The organism is Gordonia sp. 852002-50395_SCH5434458, from assembly GCF_001665905.1.
GTDB classification, from domain to species: Bacteria; Actinomycetota; Actinomycetes; order Mycobacteriales; family Mycobacteriaceae; genus Gordonia; species Gordonia jacobaea.
The window spans coordinates 1-22957 of sequence record NZ_LZTC01000061.1 but is presented as its reverse complement, the minus strand read 5'-3'; the positions used below and the strand labels follow the sequence as shown (position 1 = coordinate 22957).

Annotated in this window: 23 protein-coding genes; 18 read left to right on the top strand and 5 right to left on the bottom strand. The window is 62.3% G+C overall.

Going from position 1 to position 22957, the window contains the following annotated elements; all coding sequences use genetic code 11:
* The first annotated feature begins 504 nt into the window (after positions 1 to 504).
* The 11 genes from A5785_RS14380 to A5785_RS14330 all read left to right on the top strand — a co-directional run bounded on the left by A5785_RS14380 (position 505) and on the right by A5785_RS14330 (position 11404).
* Positions 505 to 1737 carry an inorganic phosphate transporter gene (locus A5785_RS14380; RefSeq protein ID WP_231894263.1) on the top strand — a complete coding sequence of 411 codons (1233 nt, stop codon included), beginning with the start codon at positions 505 to 507 and terminating at the stop codon, positions 1735 to 1737.
* Between the two features lie 45 nt (positions 1738 to 1782).
* Positions 1783 to 2070, top strand: a complete 288-nt coding sequence (locus A5785_RS14375; RefSeq protein WP_049700840.1) for a hypothetical protein — start codon at positions 1783 to 1785, stop codon at positions 2068 to 2070.
* A 43-nt stretch (positions 2071 to 2113) separates the two neighbouring features.
* The gene (locus A5785_RS14370; RefSeq protein WP_064867113.1) at positions 2114 to 2440 is read left to right on the top strand and encodes a DUF3349 domain-containing protein; all 327 of its coding nucleotides are present in this window, start codon (positions 2114 to 2116) and stop codon (positions 2438 to 2440) included.
* A 140-nt stretch (positions 2441 to 2580) separates the two neighbouring features.
* A complete protein-coding gene (locus tag A5785_RS14365) occupies positions 2581 to 2925 on the top strand; it encodes a DUF3349 domain-containing protein (protein WP_064867111.1) in 345 nt (114 codons plus the stop codon).
* A gap of 10 nt (positions 2926 to 2935) precedes the next feature.
* Positions 2936 to 4228: an o-succinylbenzoate--CoA ligase gene (menE, locus tag A5785_RS14360; protein WP_269449576.1), complete on the top strand. Its 1293-nt coding sequence runs from the start codon at positions 2936 to 2938 to the stop codon at positions 4226 to 4228.
* 434 nt (positions 4229 to 4662) lie between these two features.
* The gene (locus tag A5785_RS14355; protein WP_156525429.1) at positions 4663 to 5982 is read left to right on the top strand and encodes a hypothetical protein; all 1320 of its coding nucleotides are present in this window, start codon (positions 4663 to 4665) and stop codon (positions 5980 to 5982) included.
* 5 nt (positions 5983 to 5987) lie between these two features.
* Positions 5988 to 6845, top strand: coding sequence for a glycosyltransferase (locus A5785_RS14350; RefSeq protein ID WP_082938046.1), 858 nt, complete (start codon positions 5988 to 5990; stop codon positions 6843 to 6845).
* A complete protein-coding gene (locus tag A5785_RS14345) occupies positions 6842 to 8194 on the top strand; it encodes an O-antigen polymerase (protein WP_064867107.1) in 1353 nt (450 codons plus the stop codon). Before A5785_RS14350 ends, A5785_RS14345 begins: the two co-directional genes overlap by 4 nt.
* Before the next feature lie 50 nt (positions 8195 to 8244).
* On the top strand, positions 8245 to 9288 hold the full coding sequence (locus A5785_RS14340) for a right-handed parallel beta-helix repeat-containing protein (protein ID WP_156525431.1): 1044 nt from the start codon (positions 8245 to 8247) through the stop codon (positions 9286 to 9288).
* On the top strand, positions 9285 to 10349 hold the full coding sequence (locus A5785_RS14335; RefSeq protein WP_064867103.1) for a glycosyltransferase: 1065 nt from the start codon (positions 9285 to 9287) through the stop codon (positions 10347 to 10349). The genes A5785_RS14340 and A5785_RS14335 overlap by 4 nt, the downstream gene beginning before the upstream one ends.
* A complete protein-coding gene (locus tag A5785_RS14330; protein ID WP_049700831.1) occupies positions 10346 to 11404 on the top strand; it encodes a glycosyltransferase family 4 protein in 1059 nt (352 codons plus the stop codon). Before A5785_RS14335 ends, A5785_RS14330 begins: the two co-directional genes overlap by 4 nt.
* Before the next feature lie 35 nt (positions 11405 to 11439).
* Here A5785_RS14330 and A5785_RS14325 read toward each other — a convergent pair whose 3' ends face one another.
* A complete protein-coding gene (locus A5785_RS14325) occupies positions 11440 to 12657 on the bottom strand; it encodes a lipopolysaccharide biosynthesis protein (protein WP_231894261.1) in 1218 nt (405 codons plus the stop codon).
* A gap of 179 nt (positions 12658 to 12836) precedes the next feature.
* Here A5785_RS14325 and A5785_RS14320 point away from each other — a divergent pair, with 179 nt between their 5' ends.
* Positions 12837 to 14237, top strand: coding sequence for a glycosyltransferase family 87 protein (locus A5785_RS14320; RefSeq protein ID WP_064867099.1), 1401 nt, complete (start codon positions 12837 to 12839; stop codon positions 14235 to 14237).
* Here the strand turns inward: A5785_RS14320 and A5785_RS14315 are convergent.
* Positions 14165 to 15145: a polysaccharide deacetylase family protein gene (locus tag A5785_RS14315; protein WP_064867097.1), complete on the bottom strand. Its 981-nt coding sequence runs from the start codon at positions 15143 to 15145 to the stop codon at positions 14165 to 14167. The two genes, A5785_RS14320 and A5785_RS14315, sit on opposite strands and share 73 nt — an antisense overlap.
* Before the next feature lies 1 nt (position 15146).
* Entirely contained in the window at positions 15147 to 15779 is a 633-nt protein-coding gene (locus A5785_RS22980; protein WP_064907283.1) for a hypothetical protein, read from the bottom strand.
* A gap of 286 nt (positions 15780 to 16065) precedes the next feature.
* Between A5785_RS22980 and wecB the strand changes: the two genes are divergently transcribed.
* The 4 genes from wecB (at position 16066) to A5785_RS14290 (ending at position 20938) form a co-directional block, all read left to right on the top strand.
* Positions 16066 to 17220, top strand: a complete 1155-nt coding sequence (gene wecB, locus A5785_RS14305) for a non-hydrolyzing UDP-N-acetylglucosamine 2-epimerase (protein ID WP_331710866.1) — start codon at positions 16066 to 16068, stop codon at positions 17218 to 17220.
* Between the two features lie 142 nt (positions 17221 to 17362).
* Positions 17363 to 18238 carry a glycosyltransferase family 2 protein gene (locus tag A5785_RS14300; protein ID WP_082938045.1) on the top strand — a complete coding sequence of 292 codons (876 nt, stop codon included), beginning with the start codon at positions 17363 to 17365 and terminating at the stop codon, positions 18236 to 18238.
* A complete protein-coding gene (locus tag A5785_RS14295; protein WP_064867094.1) occupies positions 18235 to 19548 on the top strand; it encodes an FAD-dependent oxidoreductase in 1314 nt (437 codons plus the stop codon). Before A5785_RS14300 ends, A5785_RS14295 begins: the two co-directional genes overlap by 4 nt.
* 28 nt (positions 19549 to 19576) lie before the next feature.
* Positions 19577 to 20938, top strand: coding sequence for a sugar transferase (locus A5785_RS14290; protein WP_064867092.1), 1362 nt, complete (start codon positions 19577 to 19579; stop codon positions 20936 to 20938).
* Here the strand turns inward: A5785_RS14290 and A5785_RS14285 are convergent.
* Positions 20932 to 21486, bottom strand: a complete 555-nt coding sequence (locus A5785_RS14285; protein ID WP_064867090.1) for an arsenate reductase/protein-tyrosine-phosphatase family protein — start codon at positions 21484 to 21486, stop codon at positions 20932 to 20934. The genes A5785_RS14290 and A5785_RS14285 overlap by 7 nt on opposite strands.
* Before the next feature lie 160 nt (positions 21487 to 21646).
* On the opposite strand from A5785_RS14285, the gene A5785_RS14280 reads away from it, so the two are divergent.
* Positions 21647 to 22015: a histone-like nucleoid-structuring protein Lsr2 gene (locus A5785_RS14280; protein ID WP_049700822.1), complete on the top strand. Its 369-nt coding sequence runs from the start codon at positions 21647 to 21649 to the stop codon at positions 22013 to 22015.
* A 22-nt stretch (positions 22016 to 22037) separates the two neighbouring features.
* Here A5785_RS14280 and A5785_RS14275 read toward each other — a convergent pair whose 3' ends face one another.
* The gene (locus A5785_RS14275) at positions 22038 to 22460 is read right to left on the bottom strand and encodes a hypothetical protein (RefSeq protein ID WP_064867088.1); all 423 of its coding nucleotides are present in this window, start codon (positions 22458 to 22460) and stop codon (positions 22038 to 22040) included.
* Between the two features lie 130 nt (positions 22461 to 22590).
* On the opposite strand from A5785_RS14275, the gene A5785_RS14270 reads away from it, so the two are divergent.
* Entirely contained in the window at positions 22591 to 22872 is a 282-nt protein-coding gene (locus tag A5785_RS14270; protein WP_064867086.1) for a hypothetical protein, read from the top strand.
* Positions 22873 to 22957: the final 85 nt, after the last annotated feature.

The following is a 22957-nucleotide window of genomic DNA, read 5'->3' as shown; positions in this document are numbered from 1 at the left end:
GACGCCGCACTAGGCCCGCCCGAGCGCTCGTTCAACCGTCGCCGCTCCGCTGGTCGAGCGGCCCCCGCTGGTCGAGCTTGTCGAGACCACCCCGGCACTGGGAGTGGTCTCGACTCGGGTGCTCGCTGCGCTCGCGCCCGCTCGACCAGCGGGGTGAGGTTTCGCTGGTCGGCCGCACTCACCGCTGGTCGAGCGCGGCTTCCGCTGGTCGAGCTTGTCGAGACCACCTGCCCCGCGGTCGAGCGTCCCGCCCGCTGGTCGAGCGCCCTGCCCGCTGGTCGAGCTTGTCGAGACCACCCCGCCCGCGGTCGAGCGCCCTCCGCTGGTCGAGACCCCCGACACACAAAAATCGGACATTAGCTGCGCAAATGGTGTCTGCCCACGGTCGGTTCGGTGAACACTAGGTGAACACAGTGTGCGGGTAGGCAAACCCGCAGGTCACAAACTTACGGCAGTCGAACGTAATTTATGCGAAACCTTAAGGCGGGTCGCATGATATTGCCCATGAGCGGAGAGATGCTTGTCCTCGTGTTGCTGGTCATCACAGCACTTGGCTTCGACTTCACTAACGGATTTCACGACACCGGAAACGCCATGGCGACGTCCATCGCCACCGGCGCCCTCAAGCCCAAGGTTGCGGTCACAATCGCGGCCATCCTCAACCTTGTCGGCGCGTTCCTCTCGGTCGAGGTCGCGGCGACAATCACCAAGAACATCCTTCACCTACAAGACAAGTCCGGAAATCTGATCCCCGGCATCGACGTCAACCAAGCGCTGCTGATCATCTTCGCCGGCCTCGTTGGCGGTATCCTCTGGAACCTCTTCACCTGGCTCTTCGGCCTACCGTCGAGCTCGAGCCACGCATTGTTCGGCGGACTCATCGGGTCGGGCATCGCGGCGCTCGGCATGAGCGGAATCGACTGGCACGGCGTGCTGTCGAAGGTCATCATCCCCGCGCTCGCATCGCCGTTCATCGCTTGCGCGGTTGCCGCGGTCGGCACCTGGCTGATCTTCAAGATCACCGCATCGGTCCTCGTCTCCAAGCAGGAGAAGGGCTTCCGCAGCGGCCAGATCGTCACCGCCTCCCTGGTGTCGCTCGCCCACGGCACCGGCGACGCACAGAAGACGATGGGTGTCATCGCACTCGCCCTGATCAGCACCGGTCACCTGAGCGCGTCGTCGGTGACACACGGCCTGCCGATCTGGGTCGTCGTCAGCTGCGCCGGAGCCATCGCACTGGGTACCTACCTCGGTGGCTGGCGCATCATCCGCACGCTGGGCAAGGGCCTTGTCGAAATCAGCTCGCCGCAGGGCATGGCTGCTGAAGCCAGCTCCGCCGCAATCATTCTCACCAGTTCGGCAGCAGGCATGGCGCTGTCGACGACTCAGGTCGCCACCGGCTCGATCCTCGGTTCCGGCGTCGGCAAGAAGGGCGCACAGGTTCGCTGGGCCGTCGCCGGACGCATGGTGATCGCATGGGTAACCACCCTTCCGGCAGCCGGACTCATCGGTGCGATCTGCTACGGCCTCGGCCACCTGCTCGGCGACGTCCTCGGCGCAGTCGTCATCTTCCTCGTCCTCGTCGCGGCGTCGGCCTACATGTACTGGCGCGCACAGCAGAACAAGGTCGATTCCAACAACGTGAACGACGATTGGGACGAAGAGACCAACTCGATCATCCCGCCGGCAGGCCAGGACGGACCTCGTCAGCTCCCCGATCCGACAGCAATGACGTAGGCAACCAGAGACGACGACGGACGACAAAAGGAAAAGCTGAATCTCATGGACATCCTCGAATCGATCTTCAAGGTCTTCGCGATCGGTCTGGTTCTCGGCGCAGGTCTGCCCGCTCTGTTCGCTGTCGGCATGGTGTGCGAGTCGCGCGGCGAAGGCGGACTCAACGCCGACGGCACCACCTCGGCACCCAATCCGGCACTACGTGCACTCGGCTACGTCTTGTTCGCGATCGTCGCGGCCGTGATCGTGATCGGCCTGCTGTGGATTTGCCGCCAGACGCTCAACTACTACTTCGATATCAAGATCTTCCCCTCGTGGGCATATAAGAAGTAGCCCCCGCGCAACGCGACACTTCGATTTCGAACCGAAAGGCATCATGGCCAACACCTCGCTGTTCGAGTCCGCCGTCAATTGGATTCGCAAGGGCTACCCCGAAGGCATCCCAGCCACCGATTTCCCGCCGTTGCTCGCACTGCTGACCAAGGTGCTCGACGAAGATCAGATCATGCGCATCTGCATGGAGCTCGCCGCCGAGCAGGGAATCGGAACTCCGCTCACCGAAGAGCAGATCTCTAACGCAATCGCGAAGGTCTCCGACCAACCGCCAACCGAATACGAGGTCAACCAGGTCGCGTCTCGACTTGCCGCGGTTGGCTGGCCGTTGGCAGCGGAGTCAAAGGATCAGGTTCACGATCTGAACTGACCCAACTGAGATCACGGTGAGCTGAGGCTGCTCAGCCATCACAAGCCACACCGGTCCGCGCCTGCCCCGAGCAGGCGCGGACCGCTTAGAATCGCAGACCAGAACGCGTAAGGCGTCTGCGTGTGCGAGAGGGGGACCGCGTGGCCGATCGGCCGCAATTTCTGAAGAAGATCATCGACTGGTTGCGCGCCGGCTATCCCGACGGCGTACCCACCGATGACTACATCCCCCTCGTCGCTCTCCTACGCCGACAGCTCAGTGAGGAAGAAGTCGACGAGGTCTCGGGCGAGCTCATCCGCGAGTCCGCGCCTCCGCCCGAACCGATCTCCAAGATCGACGCCGGGGTCAAGATCTCCAAGGTCACCCACGAGCTGCCCCACGAGGCCGACATCGATCGCGTCCGCACCTACCTCGAGTCACGCGGCTGGCCGTTCGACGACCACCCCCTCGACCCGCCACCGCCCGACGCCCCCGAGCCGGAGTAGTTTTGCTGCGGTGACCCGCATCCTGCGACCACTCCCCCTGCCCGCCGACGCGACGGTCCTGGACCTCCGCGACGAGCTGCTCGCGCTGGTCGAGCTCCCCTCCCCGCCGGCTTCGCTGGTCGAGCCCCAACCGCTGGTCGAGCTTGTCGAGACCACCCCACCGCCGGTCGAGCCCCAACCGCTGGTCGAGCTCAACCCGCTGGTCGAGCTTGTCGAGACCACCCCCGCCGCCCTGCCAGTGCCAACCGCAGACCCCGCCCACGCGAAGCGCCTCGCGGACGCTCTCGCCGCCGACACCCCCATCGACGACGCCATCTCGCTCGTCATCTCCACCTCGGGCACCACCGGCACCCCCAAGGGCGCGCAACACACGCCCCACACCCTTGCCGCATCTGCGGCAGCGACGCACAATTACCTTGGCGGGCAAGGCAATTGGCTCCTCGCGCTCGCGCCGCACCACATCGCCGGACTCCAAGTCCTGCTCCGCGCACTCGCAGCAGGTTTCACGCCGGGCGTCCTCGACGTCTCGTCCGGTTTCGACCCCGACGCCTTCGCCGACGCCCTCGACGCCCTCGACGGTCCGCGCCGCTACACCTCGCTGGTCCCCACCCAGCTGATCAAAGTCCTCGACTCCCCACGTGCCACCGCAGCGCTCCGAACCGCCGACGCGCTTCTCGTCGGCGGCGCGGCGACTCCCGCACCGCTCCTGCGCCGCGCCCTCGACGCCGGGCTACCCATCGTGCGCACCTACGGCATGAGCGAGACCGGCGGCGGCTGCGTCTACGACGGCATCCCGCTCGACGGCGTCACCATCACCCTCATCAATCCGAACCCCGAAGGCGTTGGGCGCGTTGTACTCTCGGGTCCGATGGTCGCCCACGGATACCGCAACCTCCCCGACCACCCGGCCTTCACACTCACGCCCGGCGCACGGACTTTCATCACCGACGACCTCGGCCGCCTCGACGACGGGGTCCTGAGCATCATCGGCCGCGCCGACGAAGCCATCACCACCGGCGGACTCACGGTGGTACCTCAGGTGGTCGAGGCCGTGATCCTCGACGACGACTCCGTACGCGAGTGCGCAGTCGTCGGACTACCCGACGACCGTCTCGGCGAGAAGGTCGTCGCCTTCGTCATCCCCTCTGACACAAGCAGATTCGACGCTGAGCGCATCCGCGGCGCCGTCGTCGAACGACTCGACCGCTACGCCGCTCCCCGCGACATCATCGAAGTCGACGAACTTCCGCTGCGCGGTCCGGGCAAGATCGACCGACGCGCATTGCGCGCTCGCTTTAGTTGACCTGGGTTCAGGCGTGACATCCCAGCCCGCGACTCGTCGCCTTCGCCTTTACCCTTTCCCGGTGAAGTCCTTGACGCCCTCCGTTGTGCCAAGCCTGGACACAACAAGCCTCACACGCGGAGACTGAGGTCCTTAACCCCCACTTTCAAAAACGACGAATCCGACGGAATCCTGGGGAATCGATGTGAGTTTCGTCGCCTGGGGGGATTATTCTCGGTGTAGTTGGCGATCTCGGATAAGGTAGCATCGAGTAAATAGGGGGAGTTAGTTTGATGCACGTATTAAATCGTGCCCAGTTGACGCGTGGGGTCGTCGCACTGTGGCCGATAACTCTGGTGTGCGCCGTGCTAGGTGCGCTGGTGGGAGCGTTGTCGCAGACGGGGGACACCACGCAGTCGGCGGAGGCAATGGTTCGACTAGAACAGCCTGCGAGCGTGTCAGCTGTGATCAGCGGACAGCCGACTTCCACCGACGATCTGCAGAGCTATGTCAGTGGCGAGATCGCGTATCTTTCGGGTTCGGGATTCCGCGACAGCGTGAAAGCGAAGCTGGGAACAGCGACCAATCCGACGATCAGCGCGGTGCAGAACAGTAATTCTGCCGTGGTGACCATCTCGTCGTCGTCGCCGACTGAAAGCGAAGCCCAACGCACCGTCGACACCGCGATCTCGACCTACCTGGATCACACGTCACAGCAGCTGCGAGATCGCAATACTGCGGCACTGAACTCGATCAATGCGCTGATCACCCAACAGCAAGACGCCGGTCGTACCGCAGGCATCCCAGAATTGCGGACCCAAGCCTCAGCGCTGCAACTGCAGATGGCAGCAGGCGCTCCCGCTTCCGTCGTTCAGCCTGCGACCGAAACCGAAGGAAAAGCGTCGAACTGGTCGGTCATGGCCATCATCGGCGGTGTAGTCGGCGCCATCCTCGGGCTGGGCAGCGCACTGATCTGGCGCAACCGAAAGCGCTTCATCACGTCGGCGTCTGACGTCAGCGATAACGCCAAGACGATGACTCCCGTGATCGTGCCGCAGCGATCTGGAAGTGTTCCCTCGGACGCTGAGAAAGAGGCGGCCAGAAGCCTCTTCGCACAATTGGGCTCACCCGACAGCGGCACAATTGCCGTGGTTGGGCTATCAACCGGGTCAGGAGCACGTCGCGTTGGCGAACTGCTCGCGGGCGCATCTGCGCATCACGACGCCGTGCAGGTACTCGAGTGTCTACCGCTCGGCACCGACCCCGACCTCGCCGATCACCTCAGCCATGCCGACTACGTCGTAGTCGTCGCCCAGCAGTATCTCGACCGCCTCCCGACGCTGGCATCCACTTTGAGTTTGTTGCCCGACCCCTCGCGAGGATTCATCGCCATCACGCGCCACCGATGGTGGCCGCGAAAGTCCGATACGCGGACCGACGAGACCACCGCGCGTCCGCCGGCGGTCGTCGACGGCGAGCAGTTCCAGACTGCGACCGATGCCACGACGAGCGGCGTCGTATCCGCACCATCCGCGTCGGCAGACTCTGCGGTGTCACAGGACCACGTCACTTCTGACCAGAGCGACATCGATCCGCACGAAGAAGGCCCACACGAAGAAAAGGTCTCGCCCCACGCGGACGGCGACAACAACAACGACGACGACGCAGATCCCCGCGACACGTCCAACGGGGACGGAGAAGGCTCCAACGGGGCCGGTGTGCGCACGTTGCGTGACCGTGTCCGCACTGAAGTCGCAGCTGCAGATTCGATCTGATCGCAATGACTTCGCCAAGAATTTCACTCGTGTGCAGCACGATTGGTCGACCGCGTGAATTCGGTCGATTACTCGACTCCGTCGCCAACTCGACGATTGCCGAAGACGTAGAGTTCATCGTCGTCGATCAAAGCGATGCGCAGGAATGCGCAGCCATGCTGACATCTGCGGGGCTCCCGGGCCCTGTCCATGCCGCGCGAAGCCCACGCGGAGTTTCCACCGGACGCAACGCAGGTACCCAAGTTGTCACCGCGCCCGTGGTCGCGTACCCGGACGACAACTGTTGGTACAAGCCGGACACGTTGGAAGCCGTGGCTCGGATTCTCGACGAGCAGCCCGAACTCGCAGGGGTCAGTGGCATGCAGGTCACCGAAGATGGTCAGCCGTCGATGCAGCGGTGGCTTCGACGACCGACGACTGTCACACGGCTGAATTTTCCACGCACCAGCATTTCGAGCACCCTTTTTTTCCGCACGGAGGCGCTGCCGTCACGCGCTCCCTTCGATGAGAGCATCGGCGTCGGTGCACCCGGTCTCCGCGGCGCAGGTGAAGACTCAGACCTCGTCCTTCGCCTCATCGCCGCCGGGCACTCGCTCTCCTATGAGCCGTCGGTACAGATCCTGCAGGACGATGATCGTCACGCGATCACCGAGGCATTCGTCGACAAGATGTTCAAATACGGCGTCGGCAACGGCCACCTCTGGCGTCGTCATCGGCTGTCGCTTGCCCAGTTCGGATACCACGGCGCGCGCAAAGTGGTGGGCAGCGCGGTTCGCGACGTTCGGGGTGACCGAGTCCACGCGCGAGCCGATCTCGCCTATCTCAGGGGCGAACTCGTCGGCTACTTCGGTAGGGACAGGTGAGTTCGCAGAGTTCGCGGGCAGTCTGGTGGATATCGCCGACAGCCATCGCGCTGGTGGTTGGTTCGCTTTCACTGATACCGACCGTATTCATCAGCGATCAGGAGTTTCGTGCCCTCTGGCGGTCTGCACGGACGCTCGATAACGCAACGGTGGCGATGTTCGGCTCGGGCGTCCTCGTGTTGGCTTTGGCCGCATTGATCGGGATGACACTCGTACGGCGCCGGCCCGTGGCGCGCGGTGAGTGGCCCCCGATGCAGCCGAACACACTTGCTCTGTTGGTTCGAGCGAGTTCGGTGATGTTCGGATTAACAGTGTTCGGGTATCTCGGTTTCGGCTATCTGATCGCCAAATCGGGCATCACGCCTGCAGAACTCCTGAACGCGACAGCAGCAGACGGAACACCCACAAAAGATGCGATCGGAACAATTGCTGGGGTCACGACTCTCACCCAGTTCGGCGTGCCCGCGGTGGTCGTGGCCGCACTCGTACTGACACAGGGAAAGAGCAGACGGCAGATCGGCATCATCACGGCTGTGATGCTTCTCGCGATCGGACGCGCCTACGTTTTCTCCGAGAGACTCGCCGTGCTCGAGCTGGTTGTCCCGCTGGCTGTCATCGGTAGTGCGTATCTCGGGAACCGAAGCCGGCGCGGAAATGTCCTCGCCCAGTGGATTCCGCTCGCCTCACTTCCCGTGCTGCTTCTCGTTTTCGGATTGTTCGAATATTTCCGATCGTGGTCGTTCTATCGCACACGCACCTCGAACAGCTTCGTCCAGTTCGCCGCCGATCGACTCGCCGGGTACTACGCCACCGCGATCAACAACGGTCAGATCATCTACGACAACATGCGGTGGCCAGGGCGGGTGCCCTACGACACACTCGAGGTCGTGTGGACGGCACCTGGTATCCAACACGTGTACAGCACGCTGCCTCCACACCGCAGCGCCTTCCCTCTCGGTCCGTCCGATTACAGGCCCCTCCTCGCACAGCACGGCAATCCAGAGTTCAACAATCCCAGTGGATATACCGGACCATTTACCGATTACGGACATTTCGGAGGCCTCGTTTATTTCGCGATCGCTGGCATAATTGTCGGCGTCACATATCGCGCCTTCTGCAACGGATCTTTGATTGGCATGCTCATGTACCCGGTGATGTTCACAGGATTGCTCGAAATGCCCCGCTACCTCTACTGGGCTCAAGGCCGAGCGGCGCCCGCTTGGGTGGGATTGCTTTTGGTCGCGTATCTCGCGACGAGGGTAAACAAGTCGAGAAAGCCGGGACCATCTGACGCCCCGGATTCGTCAACCTATCTGACCGTTTCTCAGCCAGGAGGGGTGACGAGATGAGGGCTTCGTGGCGGCGTGCCGTCCTACCAGTAGGTTTGGCGGTGCTCTTCATGATTACGGGATGCGGTTCGGCTGCCACTGCGCCACCGAATACTGACCACACCCAGGAACTGCAGAGCAGGTTCGACGCGCTGGCCCCCGGTTCGACACTCCAATTGGACAGCGGAACGTATCGCCATTCCGGAGTGCTCAAGATCCGAGTGCCCAACGTGACGATCAAAGGTAACGGCACAACCCTTGCCGCCACGAATGATCTGACTTCGTCAGTCCAGGTGACTGCCGACGGCGTGTCCATCTCAGGAATCACATTCGCCGGCGCGACCAGTGGCACACGCCAGTCCGGACTCGATCAGCACAAGCTCGTGATAAGTGGCACGAATGACACCGTCCGCGACGTGAACATCCGCGGCTCCGCAGCGGCCGGACTCTTCGTCGACGGTGCAAAGGGATTCACCATCGACCGGGTGAACGTGTCGGACACACTCGCCGACGGCGTCCACATGACCAACGGAGCGAGTGGCGGCTCTGTGAGTAACGTGACGACCTCGGGCACCGGCGATGACGGGGTCGCCGTAGTGAGCTACGGCGACAACGGCCTGTGTTCGGACATCAAGGAATCGAACATCACCGTCAACGGAAACCGCTGGGGTCGAGGAATCACAGTTGTCGGAGGCACCCGCGTCGCGATCACCGGTTTCAACGTGTCCAACACCTCCGGCGCGGGCCTGTATATCGCGAGCGAAGGCAACCCCTACTACACCCAGTCGGTTTCACAGGTGTCTGCATCGAACGGACGGATAACGTCCGCCAATATCGGAACCGTTGTGCACGGTTCGATCCTTGTCTATTCGGGAAATGCCGGCCGCAGTGTGAGCAATGTGCGGGTGTCCGGTGTGACAGTGACGTCGACACCGGCAAAAGCGGGACGCGACGTCGCTGTGCTCGCAGACAGTGGCGGAACCGTCAGCAACATCTCTTTCACTCAGATCACGCTGGTCAATGATTCGGTTCAGCCCTTCGTGACCAATGCACCCCGTTCAGCCACATCCACCTCTGGCTGGACGCGCAACGGCACCCCGATCGAGGTTCCGTGACCGGTAGCACGAGCAACGCGCGACTCTTCCACGTCACCGAGTCGTTCGCGAGCGGGACGGCAGCCGCCATCGGCGACTACGTGCGCAACTATCCCGATATCGAGCACCACCTCCTGTACTCCACACGCGCCGAAGCAACAGTCGACACGGCGTCGTTGACCCAGTTCGCCTCAGCGACAGAGCTTCCGGCGGGCACCCCGAACCGAATCCGGTTCCTCAACCGCACCTTGCGCGAGGGGCGCCCAGCTGCCGTTCATGCTCACTCCAGTAAGGCGGGGGTGTATGTCCGGTTGGCGCTGCGCAACTCACCTCGCTCACCCATCGTCTACACACCACATTGCTACGCGTTCGAGCGACGCGACGTACCCACCGTTGTTCGATCCGGATTCCGGTTCGCCGAATGGCTTCTGTCCTTCAACACCTCCGCAATAGGCGCATGTTCGCCGCGCGAACGCGAATTGTCACAATGGCCGATCTCGCGGCCGCGAGCCGTCATGGTGCCGAATGTGACGCCCGCGCACATCCCACGTCATCAACGAACGTCCGCGGAACGCCTGCGCATCATCGGCAACGGGAGGCTGGGTCCGCAGAAAGACGCGCGCTTCTTCGCGGAAGCGGTGAAAGCCGCTCGCGAGACGGGTGCCGACGTCGAGGCTACGTGGATCGGCGGCGGCGACGAGGAGCACGTCGACCTGCTGCGCGCAGCCGAGGTCGATGTGACGGGATGGCTCAATCGTGAACAGGCGCTGAAGACGCTTGCCTCGGGTGATGTCTATCTCCACACCGCTCGATGGGAGGGATTTCCGATCTCCATCCTCGAGGCAGCGGCGGCCGGGCTTCCGGTGATCGCACGTGCTCAGCCGTATATCCATGGATTCGACATGCCGATGACGATCGAACGCCCGTCGCAACTCGGACCTCTGCTGAAAGCTCTTGGCGATCCCGAAACCTACACCGAGCAGACCGAATTGACGCGACGTGCAATCGCCGACAACACCGACGACGCGCAACGCACAGCACTGCGTCGACTCTACGATCCGCTATTTGAAAACATGACATGAACGAGATTCACATCAACGGCAAGTGGCTCGCGCAATCGTTGACGGGTACTCAGCGGTATGCCAATGAGATGGTCCGTGCGCTCTTGACGCTTGCGCCAGAACGCCGATTCGTCGTCGACGTTCCCGCCGACGCATCGGTTCCGCAGTGGCTGACAGACAGCGGTGCCCGGGTGGATCGCTCTCGCTGGAGCGGCGTCGCTTTCGAACAGCTTCATCTGCCGATCGCCAGTCGCGGCGCGCTTCTGCTCAACTTCGCCGGTCCTGCACCGCTGCTCAAACGTAAGCAGTTGGTGACGATGCACGACGCCACGCCGTTCCGGTTTTCGGCCACCTTCCGGCGGTCCTTTGTGGCCTTCTACGCCGTGATGTACTTCCTGCTGTCACGCACAGCAGCACATCTCGTCACGGTGTCCCGGTTCAGCGCGGGCGAACTCGCCGAGTACCTTCGCGTTCCTGCCGAGCGCTTTACTGTGGCGCACTGTGCCGCCGACGGTTTCGACACAGTCGCAGAGCGGGCGCCTGAGCTGGCGGACACAACGGACGTGAGCAGTTCTTTCGTCGTCGTCGGTACGCTGGCGCAACACAAGAACCTTCCCGACCCGGTCAATGCGCTTGTCTCCGAAGGCTATTCGACCATCGTCGTGGGAGCGTCCGGAAATCCCCAGGTCTTCAGCGATGCTTCTCCACTCGCGACCGGCGCGACAGTCGCCGGTCGTCTTGACGACGCCGAGCTCGCATACCTGTATCGCCACTGCCGCGCATTGGTCTTCCCCTCCCGATACGAGGGCTTCGGTCTCCCCGTTATCGAGGCGCAGACTTCGGGATGTCCCGTGATCTGCAGTGACGCCGCCGCGATCCCCGAGGTCGCGAGTGACGCTGCAATCTACTTCGCTCCCAACGACACCCAGGCCATGCTTGACGGTGTGCGCCGCATCTCAGAAGACAGTGGCTTGCGCGCGAAGCTGATTCGCATGGGGCACGAGAACACGCAGCGATTCTCGTGGCACCTCTCCGCAGAGCGCGTACTAGAGGCCATTTCGCCTTCGTCCCGCTGACATCAGCGCGGCTGACCGGCCAAGCCGGCAACCCGTCAGCGGAACGTCGCCAATGATGCGCGTACGTCGAGGCTCGGTCGTGGCGTGTCGTCGAGAACGCTACGCGCGCTGAGCCATTGGACTACGGCGGTCAACGTCACCGCGCACGCCGAGACGATCGCCAAAGCCATCGGGCCACCCGCGAACGCCGCCGCGATGCCTGCGGGCACGGCCACTACCAGCACGGCGAACGCCGACCACGCGGCACGATCGATGTTGTCACTGATGACCAGCATCGTAATGTTCCCGCCCAACGCTGTTTTCGCGATCCCACCTGCGGCGAGGACCAGGAGCAACGGTCCCGCAGCGGCCATCGAGGGGCCGTAAGCCCACGAGACAACGGTCTCTCCGAGAATCGCCAGAAATGCCACGATCACGAGCGTCACGAGTGAACCGAGTGTGGCCACCGCCGCAAGTATCGACACCACTCGCTCACGATTCCCCAAGACCCACTCCCGCGCGACAGCCGGCGTCACGGCGAGGGATGCGAGACTCTCCAGGATCGTCACCTGCAGGGCCAAAGTGGCTGCGGCCGCATAGATTGCCGCGTCGTGCGGTGCGAACGCGAAGTTAGCGAGCCAAATCGTAGCCGGAAGACACACGAATGCGGAGAGGTCGAGAACGAAGAGTTTGGCGCCATGACGTATCGGATCGCGCAGGGCGCGCAAATGACCACGCGTCGTCAACGACACTTCTGCGCGACCCACGGTCAGCGCAATTGCCAACTGGATCGTGGCCACGGCGGTATATACGCCGAGAACCTCCGTCAGCGATGATTTGTCGAACGCGAAAAGCAGCAAGGCCACCGCGGGAAGCACGATCGTGCTGCGAATATGGTGAGTGGTCAACACGGCCATTCCCACCCGCCCGTGAGCAGCGAAGATATCGCTGAGGGTCAGCCGCATCGACTCGACGACCACCACCGCTACCGTGAGTAGCAGCACCGGCCAGTATTGCGAATCACCGCGTAGTGGCCACGTCGCGATCAGTCCGATGAAGGGTGCCGTGATCAGCGACAGCACCGCGGTTGCCCGCAAGTGGTCGGAGGCGATTTGTTTGGCCTCATCTGCTGTCTTTGCCGCCGGTAGTAGCCGTATAACGTTTGGCCCCAACCCCAATCGACCGACCATGGGGCCGATCGACAAAGCTGCGAGGATCGCGAAGAAGACGGCGGCCTGCCTTGCATCGAGCGCTCGATACGCAACGATGGTCATCAAGAAGGTGCATAACAAACCTGCGCCGGCGGCTACGAACCGGAGGCTGAAACTACGGCGCACCTCGGTCGTGGGCTTCTCGGCGGCGGTCACCATGTATAGCCAGACAGGTGCATGAGCGGATTCGCTGTGTAAAGTGAGCACGCAGTTCTGCGCCCTGATCGGACGGAGGTGACCCGATGCCGCTGAAACGCCGATTCGACGCCCGCTGGGAGATCCCTCTCTTCGTAGTCTCCATCGCCGCAATGATTGCGCTCGCCGTTTCGCTCATGAGGAAGGCGCTGGCAGACCGGATCGACGCCGACGGCGCTGTCGATTGCGGGAAAAACCTCTGCCATCTGTCCTTCGTCGATTTCCGCGACGCTACGTGGCGCCCCGTTTCCTGGTTCGTCATGGGCAATAATCCCTATGACACTCAGACGTACCTTCAAAATTTCCCCCACTCTCTCGATTACCCGACGTACGCACCGGGCCATCTGTTGCTCTGGGCTCCCCTTGGATGGGCCGATTGGAATACCGCCAGCGTCGTCGCTGCCATAATCGGGATGACCGTGATCATCGCGACCGGTTGCTGGCTCGGATTGCGCGTGGCCGAGAACATCCCCGCGACGCTGATCCCGGCCGGACGCGAGGGCGCCATCAGGCGCGGGATGCTGGCGACGTGGGGAGTGATTCTTCTTCTGCTCTCCCGTCCGGTGAGCCTGGCCTACTACCTCGGTCAGCCCAGTATCGTCTACGTCTTGCTTGCAGTCCCTGCAATCATGGTGCGCAACAAGTACATCGGCGTGATACTCGTCGCATTGTGTTGCATGAAGCCACATATCGGGCTGGCCGTGGTCGTCGTTCTGATTGCGCAAAGCAGATGGCGACGAGCATTGCTCGGCGTCGGATTGAGCGCAGCCCTCTCCCTCGCCGCAGTTTTGGTGATGGCCGGCGGTGTCTCCGGAGTGCCCCGCTGGGTCGACAGCCTCATCGGAAACATCAGCGAGTCGTCGTCGAGACGAACGGCGGATTGGCTCGATGAGCGAATCGATATCGTCGGGAGCCTCCAGCACGCCGGATTGGGCATTTCGACCGCGACCACAGTCGCCATCGCCATCGCAGGTGTTGTTGCCGCGTACTTCTTGGTTCGACGAACGTCGTACCGTTTCGAATCGATTTCCGTCCTGCTGGGTCTGACACTTGTCACGGTGACGCTCTACCACCTCAGCTACGACGCAGCGTGGCTGATCGCGCCGATCGTGCTCGGTTCTCTCGAAGTAGCGTCCGATCCCCGACTGCGCAAACGACTTGCACCGGGATTGGCCCTGTTGTTCTTCGGTGCAGCCATTTCGCACTACTACATTTTCGATCGACTCGGTAACGAGCTCGGTGTCGCGCACTTCTCCATCTGGCTGATGCGCGTGACGTTGTACGCGGGCACGGTACTGCTGATCGCCGGACTGTGGACAGTATTCCGGACCCGGCAACACCCGCACTTGTCGCCGCATGACGTCGATCCTCGGGTTCATTCGACGCATGCTCGCCCGATCTCCGCGGAGGCAAGCGATACCCCGGGCGCCGACATCGCCGCCACGTGATCGCCGGTACCCACCACGTCGAAATTCGCCTGCATCGTTTGGACCACCCAGGTGATGAACGCGACCTTGTCCGACGCCGCGACGCCCATGCCGGGAAAGAACTCCATCGCGGGTGCGTCCCGCCGGTCGAGGATGTCGGTGGGATGAATGAGCATCGACATACCGACCCCGCGCGCCCTACATAGGCGCACCGCGGCACGAAAATAGCCGCGCGCAAGTCTCGGCGAAATCGAGTACAGCTGAATGAGGTACGAACCGTGCATGGGCACACGAGCAACCGGAAGGGTTGTGACCGGCAGTTCTACGATCTGACCGCCCTCGGCCCGCAGCCGCTGGGGATGCAGGCTCCATCGCGCCTGCCCGAATCCGCCGAACAGGTCGGCACGATCATCTCGTTGTTCGTCTGACAATTCGGTACTGCGGAAGTGCTGATACCGCGCGAGTGGACCGATCCACGTCGGCAGCACACTCGCGTCGTACTGGTAGCCCCGCTCTATGAGCAGCTTGAACAACTCCGGAGTGTGGCTGTAGCCAGGGGCTCGAAAACCAACTGGCGCAGGGGCTCCTGCTGCCACGATGGCTTCGTGCGTCCTATCGACCTCTGCGGCAAGCCGCTGCGCGTCGTACCTCTGCAGCCACGGCTCATGTTCGTACGAATGGTTTCCCACTTCGTGTCCACAACGAGCAAACGACGAGACAGCTTCTGCGCCGTCATCGCGAGCTGCATCTGCGCCGATGACGAAAACCGTTGTGCTCTGGTTGAGTTCACCGAATAGCTCGACGATCCGCGGCACCGCCACGTGAAGATAGCTCGGTCGGGCTTCCCACTCGGGATCTCCGTGTGTCTTCAAGTACGACCACACGTTGTCAAGATCGACCGACACACTCGCGAGGGTTGTCGAGTTCATGTCATCCTTCCGGCACATAGGTCTGAAGTCGACCAGCGCGCGCCGCAACGTCTTTCGACATCGCGCGTACCTGGCTCTTCTCAATTGCTGCCATGGCTATGACCCCACCGACACAGGCCGCAAGACCGACGATCACCCACACCGCCAAACCATCGCCTACACGGTCGCCGAGCAGCAGAAATCCGACGCTCGACGCAGCCAGAAGGGTCACCGCATCCATCACCGAGCCGACGAGGGTCGTCGAACCCCGCGCCAGCGCGAGCCCCATCTGCAGTTGCCCGACCACTGCGGTCACCACCACAAGCCACGCGAGCGGATCAGCGAGGAGCCCGAAGCCGACGTGCGACGCGACGGGTCTCCCCGCCACCGCCAGAATCGCAAAGCTCACACCGGCCAGACACGCAAGCGGAACCGCGCCGGCACTCCGTGATGCAAACCACGTCGCTCCAGCAACTACAAACGCAACCGTCACGAGACCGACAAGTGCCAGACCGCCGATCTCGTAACTGTTCGACGGACGCGAGACAACCAACAACAGAACGATCGCGCTCGCCATGACGCCGAATACCGCCAACTCGCTTGCGGAGGTTCGCCGCCGCAAAAGCACGAATCCCAGGAGCGACGTTAGCGCCACAGACGCGCACACGGCACCCTGGACGAGGTACAGGGGCAAATGCGCTCGAGCGAGAAAGGCAAGTGTAAAACCCGTTACCTGACAGGCGAATCCGACGATGTACACCGGATCACCAATCAGACGGGTGAGCCCACGAACGCCCGCTCCGGAAGGAGCGGAACGTCTTGCGCCCACACTCTGACAAAGCAACCCGGCTGCATAGGCCCCCACCGCTGCAGCAAGGTAGAAATAGTCGATTATCACGTCAACTCGAATCCGCCCCGTTCACTATCCCGAACTCGGGAATGTGGGTAGTCTAGCGCGCGTGCCGACCGTTCATCTAGTTGCCGGAACCCGCCCGGAAGCCATCAAACTGGCTCCTCTTTATAGTGAGCTCCGCGAACTATCGTTCGATGTGCAGTTCGTCGCAAGTGGGCAGCATCCGACAATGGTGAGGGACTCACTGCAGGCATTCGGGATCACCCCCGACCTCGCACTCGAGATCGACCGTGGTGACGGCGGTCTACCGACCCTGACCGCGGCGTTGATCACCGGCCTCTCCGAACTGTGGGCGGCGAAGCGTCCCGATCTTGTTGTGGTACAGGGCGACACCACGACAGCCTTGGCCGGAGCACTTGCAGCGTTCTGGGCAAAGATCCCGGTTGCACACCTGGAGGCAGGTCTGCGGTCACATGATCTCCACTCGCCGTTTCCCGAAGAGGCAAACCGCAAGCTGATCGGACAAGTCGCCGATCTGCACCTGGCGCCGACGCAGCGAGCAAAAGACAATCTCATTTCCGACGGAGTCCCCGAAGCCCGGATCTACGTGACCGGCAACACAGTCGTCGACGCCGTGATCCGCATCGCGGCAGATCTTCCGGAGGCCAGCGCAACCACTGGGCCCGTGGTTCTGCTGACAATGCACCGCCGCGAGTCCTGGGGCTCGCCCCTCGACCAGGTACTGAGGGCGGTTGCGCAGCTGCTGACCGAGTACCCCGACCTGGAAGTGATCTGCCCAACGCATCCCAACCCCTCTGTCCGGCAACAGGTTCACCAGGTACTTGGCGGACACGACCGTGTCACGCTCACCGATCCCCTCCCCTACGAGGCGCTCGTAGGAGTGATGAAAGCTGCTACGGTCATCCTCTCCGACTCCGGCGGAATCCAAGAAGAGGCACCCACGTTCGGTGTGCCCGTCCTGGTGGCACGGACGGTTACGGAACGAATCGAAGCGATCGAGCACGGGTGCGCCATCTCGGTGGGAACTGACACGAACACGATCCTCGCGACCGCGCGCAAGCTGCTGGACAGCCCAGACTTGCGCTCCTCCATGGCATCTCGCGGAAACCCCTTCGGCGACGGACTGGCAGCATTCCGGAGCGCGAAGGCGATCGCGCAGTTATTCGATGCACGGGTCGAGCTCCCACCCGAGTTTTCGATGAACGCGCAACAGGCCACATAACTCTTCGCAAACCGAAGAAACGTACATCACTCGTCGATCGGCTAATAGACGCCGCCATGGCATTCCGGACAGAGTGGTGTTAATGTGAATCCACCATTCGTTATCCGACACGGGGAAGTCGGATCATTCCTTGGGGGGAAGTATGGTCATTGAATCCTTTCCGGATCAGACCACGAGTGTCATTCATTCGGATGACATTCATTCGAACAGCGCCCAGAGCGTGGGTCTCAAGAGCCGTGGCCCGAAGAGCCTGGTTCAGACACGAACGCTCCATCTGGTCCTTCCGGCCTACAACGAAGAAGACTCTCTTCGACCACTTTTCGAGCGGCTACGCCGAACGGAGTTGCCAATCCACCTGAAGGCGTGGGTGATTGACGACGGATCGATCGATCAAACAGCCGCCATCGCCTCCGAAGGGCTCGAAGGACTCGATGTTCAGCTCGTAAAGCACCCGGTCAATCAAGGTTTGGGGCGGGCAGTCCAGACGGGCATCCGTGCAGCACTCCGGGTCGCCTCGTCGGACGACATCATCGCGATCATGGATGCCGACAACACTCACGATCCTGCGCTGCTCGATGCCATGATCACAGCGATCGACGCCGGTGCCGACCTGGCCGTTTCATCGAGGTTCACCCCCGGCGGCGACGACACCACAGCACCCCCTTTCAGGCGTCTGCTTTCGCGCGGAGCTGCGACCGTGTTCTCCCGGTTGATCGCGATCGAAGATCTCCACGACTTCACCTGCGGGTACCGGGCCTATCGAGTTTCACTGCTGCGCCGTGCAACTGAGTACTGGGGCGACAGTCTTGTCACCGAGCAAGGTTTCGCCTGCATGGTGGAGTTGCTGATGAAACTCCGGCATCTCCAGCCACGCGTCGTCGAGGTCCCGATGGTGTTGCAGTACGACCTCAAACAGGGCGCCTCCAAACTCAAACTCGCGCTGACGCTGCGACAGTACGCGAAACTCGTACTGCGCGAACAGATCACGCCTGTGCCTGATCTGGCAGCACGAAATTGATCTCCCAGAGTTCGACCGGCGTCACCGTCATCGGCGGAGGCATCGCCGGTCTGGTTGTCGCGTACCGGTTGGCCCAACGCAACGTTCCGGTGACCGTGCTCGAACAGGGCACGCAGCTCGGCGGACTCGGCGTCGAGGGCGAAATCGGAGGTCATCCGATCGAGCGCTTCTACCACTGCATCATGCCCAGCGACGACGCGTTGCTCGAGCTCCTCGACGACCTGGGCCTTCGCGAATCGATCGAATGGCGCTCCACCACCATGGGAATGCTGGTAGATCGTCACCGTTACCCGTTCAATACTCCGCTCGATCTGCTCAGGTTCCGCGCATTGAGCATTCTCGAGAGAGTCAGGTTCGGTGCGGTGTCGGTGACGCTCCGGTACCTCGGGCGAGGCAAAGACCTTGACCACATGACCACCGAGGCATGGCTATCGGAACTGTACGGTCCCGCTGTCTGGGCCAAGCTGCTCAAGCCCATGCTCGGCGCAAAGTTCGGGGATGCGTTCTCACTCGTGCCGGCTCGCTACATCTACGAGCGCCTGGGCAGAGAGAAGAACGTAGCCGTTCGCGGCTATCCGAGTGGCGGATACCGATCAATCGTTGAAGCGCTCTGTCAGGCGATACGCGACCGCGGAGGCATCGTCGAGACCTCCGCTCGGGTAACCGCCGTGACAGAGACCTCCAGCGGCGTCGAGGTAGCGCTGGATGACCGCGTGATCACCAGCGACTTCCTGGTGTCGACCGTTCCGATTCCGGTGCTCCATCAGCTCGCTGACGAGAGCCTCCGAGCAGCTCTTCCCCCGGCCGAGCACACTTATCAGGGCGTCGTCAACGCTGCGTTCCTGCTTCGCAAGCCGCTCGACGGACACTACTGGAGCCCTGTGATCGGTTGCGACACAGAGTTCGACGGCGTCATCGAGATGTCCGCGCTGTCTGGAACCCATCGCTACGGCGACCATTCGCTGGTTTACACAATGAAGTACACCACTCGGGACTCGCCTCTCTTCAGCGAGGATTCCGATGCGATTGCGGCCCGCTGGACAAGCCAGCTATGCGCCCTATACCCAGACCGTATCGCCAGCGACGACGTCCTGGCAGCCAAGGTCTTCGCCGCCCCCTTCGTAGAGCCGATCCCGTTTGTCGGTCAGTCACAACAGATTTCGGATGGCCATGTACCAAACACAAGACTCAGTATCGCCACAACCACTCAGCTCTATCCAGACGTCACGAGCTGGAACTCTTCGACTCGCCTTGCCGAGAGCGTCGCGCGACGAGTCGCAACGGCCGCAGTCTCGGTCGGCACGCGGTAACGTCACCACCCGCTTTCACGCACGCGTAGTGAGAGCCGCCGAGATACTCTCCATCGCTGGGGGTATCGCCTTCGCCGTCGCGATCAGCAACGACGTTCCGGTGGCGAAGTCCGTCGTCGAGCGCGTGGTGTTCGGTATCGGCATGGGGGCCTGCTGGGTGCTGCTGATGGCACGCGAGGATTCGACCAACCAACGGATACTCGGGCGTGGTCTCGAAGAGTTCGTTCGCGTGTTCGTGGCCACCGCCAAACTATTGGCGGTCGTCGCCGTGGTCGTGCTCGTACTCGGGGTTCCGATTCCTCGCCAGACGCTTCTGATCGCCATCATCACCGGCTTCGTGGGGTGTATGACCGCGCACGCAGTGAGCTCGCTGTACATCGCTTCGCGGCGCCGACGCGACGGGGCGTCGTCGACGCGTGTGTTGATTGTCGGCGGCCCGGAGTCCGCGGTTCGAATGAGCGACACGATGACGAAGAACCCGTCGTTGGGCTACATTCCGGTCGGAACTGTCGAGCCGCCCGCTCCCGCCATCCAGGATCCGACGATGATCGAGGATCCCGGCTATATCGTCGATGCCGCCCTGAGTGCCGCAGCAGACTACATCGTCATCGCCTCGTCCACCCCGCTTGAAGCAGAATGGTTGCGCGCGCTGCGTTTTGGCTTGTCCCAAGCCGGTATCGGCCTGTTGATTGCTCCGTCATTGGTCGGACTTGCACGTCCCAAGATCACCTTGGAATCCATCGCCGACGTCCCGCTCATCCACGTCGACGAGCCTGGCTACAGCAGTCGTTCCGGGTGGGGTAAAGCGCTGTTCGATCGATTCGTCGCCGCGACCGGACTTCTGCTCCTCTCGCCGATACTGCTGGTCATTGCGATCGCTATCAAGGTCTCCGATCGCGGCCCTGTCTTCTACCGTCCGGAACGGATCGGCCGTGATGGCGAGTCGTTCCGAATGTGGAAGTTCCGTTCGATGTATCAGGACGCCGATAAGCGGCTGGCCGAGTTGCGCGGCAGCGGCCCCCAAGCGGATGACATGTTCTTCAAGATGAAGAAGGACCCGCGGATCACCCCGGTCGGCCGCATCATCCGCAGAACGAGTATCGACGAGTTCCCACAACTGATCAACGTGATCCTCGGCGAGATGAGTCTTGTCGGGCCGCGGCCACTCGTGCACGGCGAAGGACACACGTTCCCTGGGTTCGTCGAGCGACGCCAACTCGTGAAACCCGGAATGACCGGCTTGTGGCAGGTCTCCGGCCGCTCGGACACCACCGACGAGCAGCGCGTCGAGTTGGATATGTACTACGTCGAGAACTGGTCGATCGAGCAAGACGTCCGAATTCTCTTGCGTACCGTCGTCACGGTTGCCCGTGGCGATGGAGCTTACTGACCTACGACGGACCGCCGAGCCCACTGCACAAGGGCACCGACTTGCGGCGACAGTTCACGATAGACACGCTCGAAATCGGCTTTCGGTCGGCCCATCGGGTCGAGGATGTCGAGGTGCGCGGAGTTGGTGTCGATTCGCCCACGTGCCGCCATGATCGCGTCGATACTCGGCGACGCGTCGGTCGTCGGGGTGTCGCCGTCGAGCGTCGACACCAATTCGACGAACTCGATGAGCGTGAACATCCGCTTCCAACGGACCGGCAGCATTCGTTGACAGGCGGCACGATGCTCGCGAGTCATGCAGAGCACGATGTCTGCGGGCGCCAGTATGCGCGGTTGCAGATACCTCGACTCGAAACCTGTTGCATCGACGCGATTTTCGGCGAGTACTTCGCTGGCGAAGGGGTGCATCGTCTGGCCGTTGAGTGCTCCGACTCCTGCGCTCGAAGCCGTCAACTCGACCCCTTGTTCTGCGGCCACAGCACGGCAGATCCGCTCCGCCATCGGCGAACGACAGATGTTGCCGGTGCATACGAAAAGCGCGTCCATGCGCTCAGCCTATCGCCTCCGCATACGGGGTTTTTGATCGTGAATTTCCTCGCGCAGTCGTCGGTAAACTCGGATCTCTCGGACGATTACTCCCGCAGATTTGTGCGCGAGTCACGTGTCTGTCGCTCGAACGTCCGACAGCATCAGTTAACCTCAACACATGGCAACCATCCGCTCAGTCGCATTTGTTGATGATCTGGACGGTCGGGAGATCGACCTCGACGACGTCCACACGGTTCTCTGGTCCTGGCTCGGCGTTGAATATCAGCTCGATATTTCCAGCGCAAATCTCGACAAGGTCGAGAACGGCCGTGTCACTGTCGCCAAACTCCTTGAGGCTTCCACCAGGATCGGCGGCCGCAAGCAGTCCACGGCGCCTCGGGTGACCACCAAGAAGTCATCCGGCTCGTCCAAGTCGGCGGCGTCGACGAGCGATATTCGGGAGTGGGCAATCGAAGAAGGCTACGAGGTGGGCCCGCGTGGACGGCTTCCCAAGGAAATCGTAGAAGCGTTCGAAGCCGCTCACTGAGCCACCACGCTCGGGGATCAGCTCAGATCCCCGAGCACGAACTCCCCAGATCCAACCGCCGTCCGACGTCGGCACCGCGCAGTTTCCAAGGCGAATTCCCTTGCCGCGCACCGAGTACGAAGCGTCCTTCCACAACAGGACTCCAGTGGAAAATCGCGACGTGTTTGCGCGGCACGACGTCGAAGGTGAATCGCAATAGCTTTCCATTGGCCAACCGCGTCGGTTGCCGGACAGAGAATGTCACCGGGTCATCGTTTGTCACCCGCGCGGTGAGTGTGTAGGTGCAACCCGCGCCGTATTTACCGGTTCCGCCGGGTTGCGCGACCGTCAAGGTGCGCACCGCGGCGTCAGCATGTGCAGGCATGACGCCGACCAAGGCTCCCGCCGTAATCAGGGCAACGACCGCCGCACGGATCATCGGAACTGGTCGCGTAATGCGTGCCATTCACTCTCCCCATGCGTATCGGCGGTGCAACGCGCTCAGACTATCGACTATGTGAGACACATAGGGGATTCACAGCATTTACCGACGTCAGATCGGCTCGTCGTTATCATTACGCGGCAGAATCTATCGAGTGCGCGTCCCCGACTTCTTCCACGCCCTTGTCCTTCTCAATCTTCTGTTCGCCTGCGGGTTGTGGGCGCTCATGAGGCCATCGGGGCGTGCGTCGCTGGTGCTGGCAGGCGTCGCGGTCGCCTGGATTATCTGGAACGGCCCCATCGAGGGAGCCACCCTGATCGCATTCTCCTCGCGACACGGCGTCACCGAGTCCGATCTGCTGTCGCTGGTCGCATTCTGGATCGCCGGCTCCTCCTACGAGCGCAAGCGCCGCAACTCGGCTGAGCCCACCCGCTGATCGAGCGCCCCACCGCTGGTCGAGCCTGTCGAGACCACCCCGCCGCCTGTCTCTTATACACATCTGACGCTGCCGACGATCGCAT

What these genes read in the sequence shown, in the direction of transcription:
- A5785_RS14380 (WP_231894263.1), top strand. Translation starts at nt 505, where the DNA reads ATGAGCGGAGAGATGCTTGTCCTCGTGTTGCTGGTCATCACAGCACTT.
- A5785_RS14375 (WP_049700840.1), top strand. Translation starts at nt 1,783, where the DNA reads ATGGACATCCTCGAATCGATCTTCAAGGTCTTCGCGATCGGTCTGGTT.
- A5785_RS14370 (WP_064867113.1), top strand. Translation starts at nt 2,114, where the DNA reads ATGGCCAACACCTCGCTGTTCGAGTCCGCCGTCAATTGGATTCGCAAG.
- A5785_RS14350 (WP_082938046.1), top strand. Translation starts at nt 5,988, where the DNA reads ATGACTTCGCCAAGAATTTCACTCGTGTGCAGCACGATTGGTCGACCG.
- A5785_RS14340 (WP_156525431.1), top strand. Translation starts at nt 8,245, where the DNA reads ATGATTACGGGATGCGGTTCGGCTGCCACTGCGCCACCGAATACTGAC.
- A5785_RS14330 (WP_049700831.1), top strand. Translation starts at nt 10,346, where the DNA reads ATGAACGAGATTCACATCAACGGCAAGTGGCTCGCGCAATCGTTGACG.
- A5785_RS14325 (WP_231894261.1), bottom strand. Translation starts at nt 12,657, where the DNA reads ATGACCATCGTTGCGTATCGAGCGCTCGATGCAAGGCAGGCCGCCGTC.
- A5785_RS14320 (WP_064867099.1), top strand. Translation starts at nt 12,837, where the DNA reads ATGCCGCTGAAACGCCGATTCGACGCCCGCTGGGAGATCCCTCTCTTC.
- A5785_RS14315 (WP_064867097.1), bottom strand. Translation starts at nt 15,145, where the DNA reads ATGAACTCGACAACCCTCGCGAGTGTGTCGGTCGATCTTGACAACGTG.
- A5785_RS14300 (WP_082938045.1), top strand. Translation starts at nt 17,363, where the DNA reads ATGGTCATTGAATCCTTTCCGGATCAGACCACGAGTGTCATTCATTCG.
- A5785_RS14285 (WP_064867090.1), bottom strand. Translation starts at nt 21,486, where the DNA reads ATGGACGCGCTTTTCGTATGCACCGGCAACATCTGTCGTTCGCCGATG.
- A5785_RS14280 (WP_049700822.1), top strand. Translation starts at nt 21,647, where the DNA reads ATGGCAACCATCCGCTCAGTCGCATTTGTTGATGATCTGGACGGTCGG.
- A5785_RS14275 (WP_064867088.1), bottom strand. Translation starts at nt 22,460, where the DNA reads ATGGCACGCATTACGCGACCAGTTCCGATGATCCGTGCGGCGGTCGTT.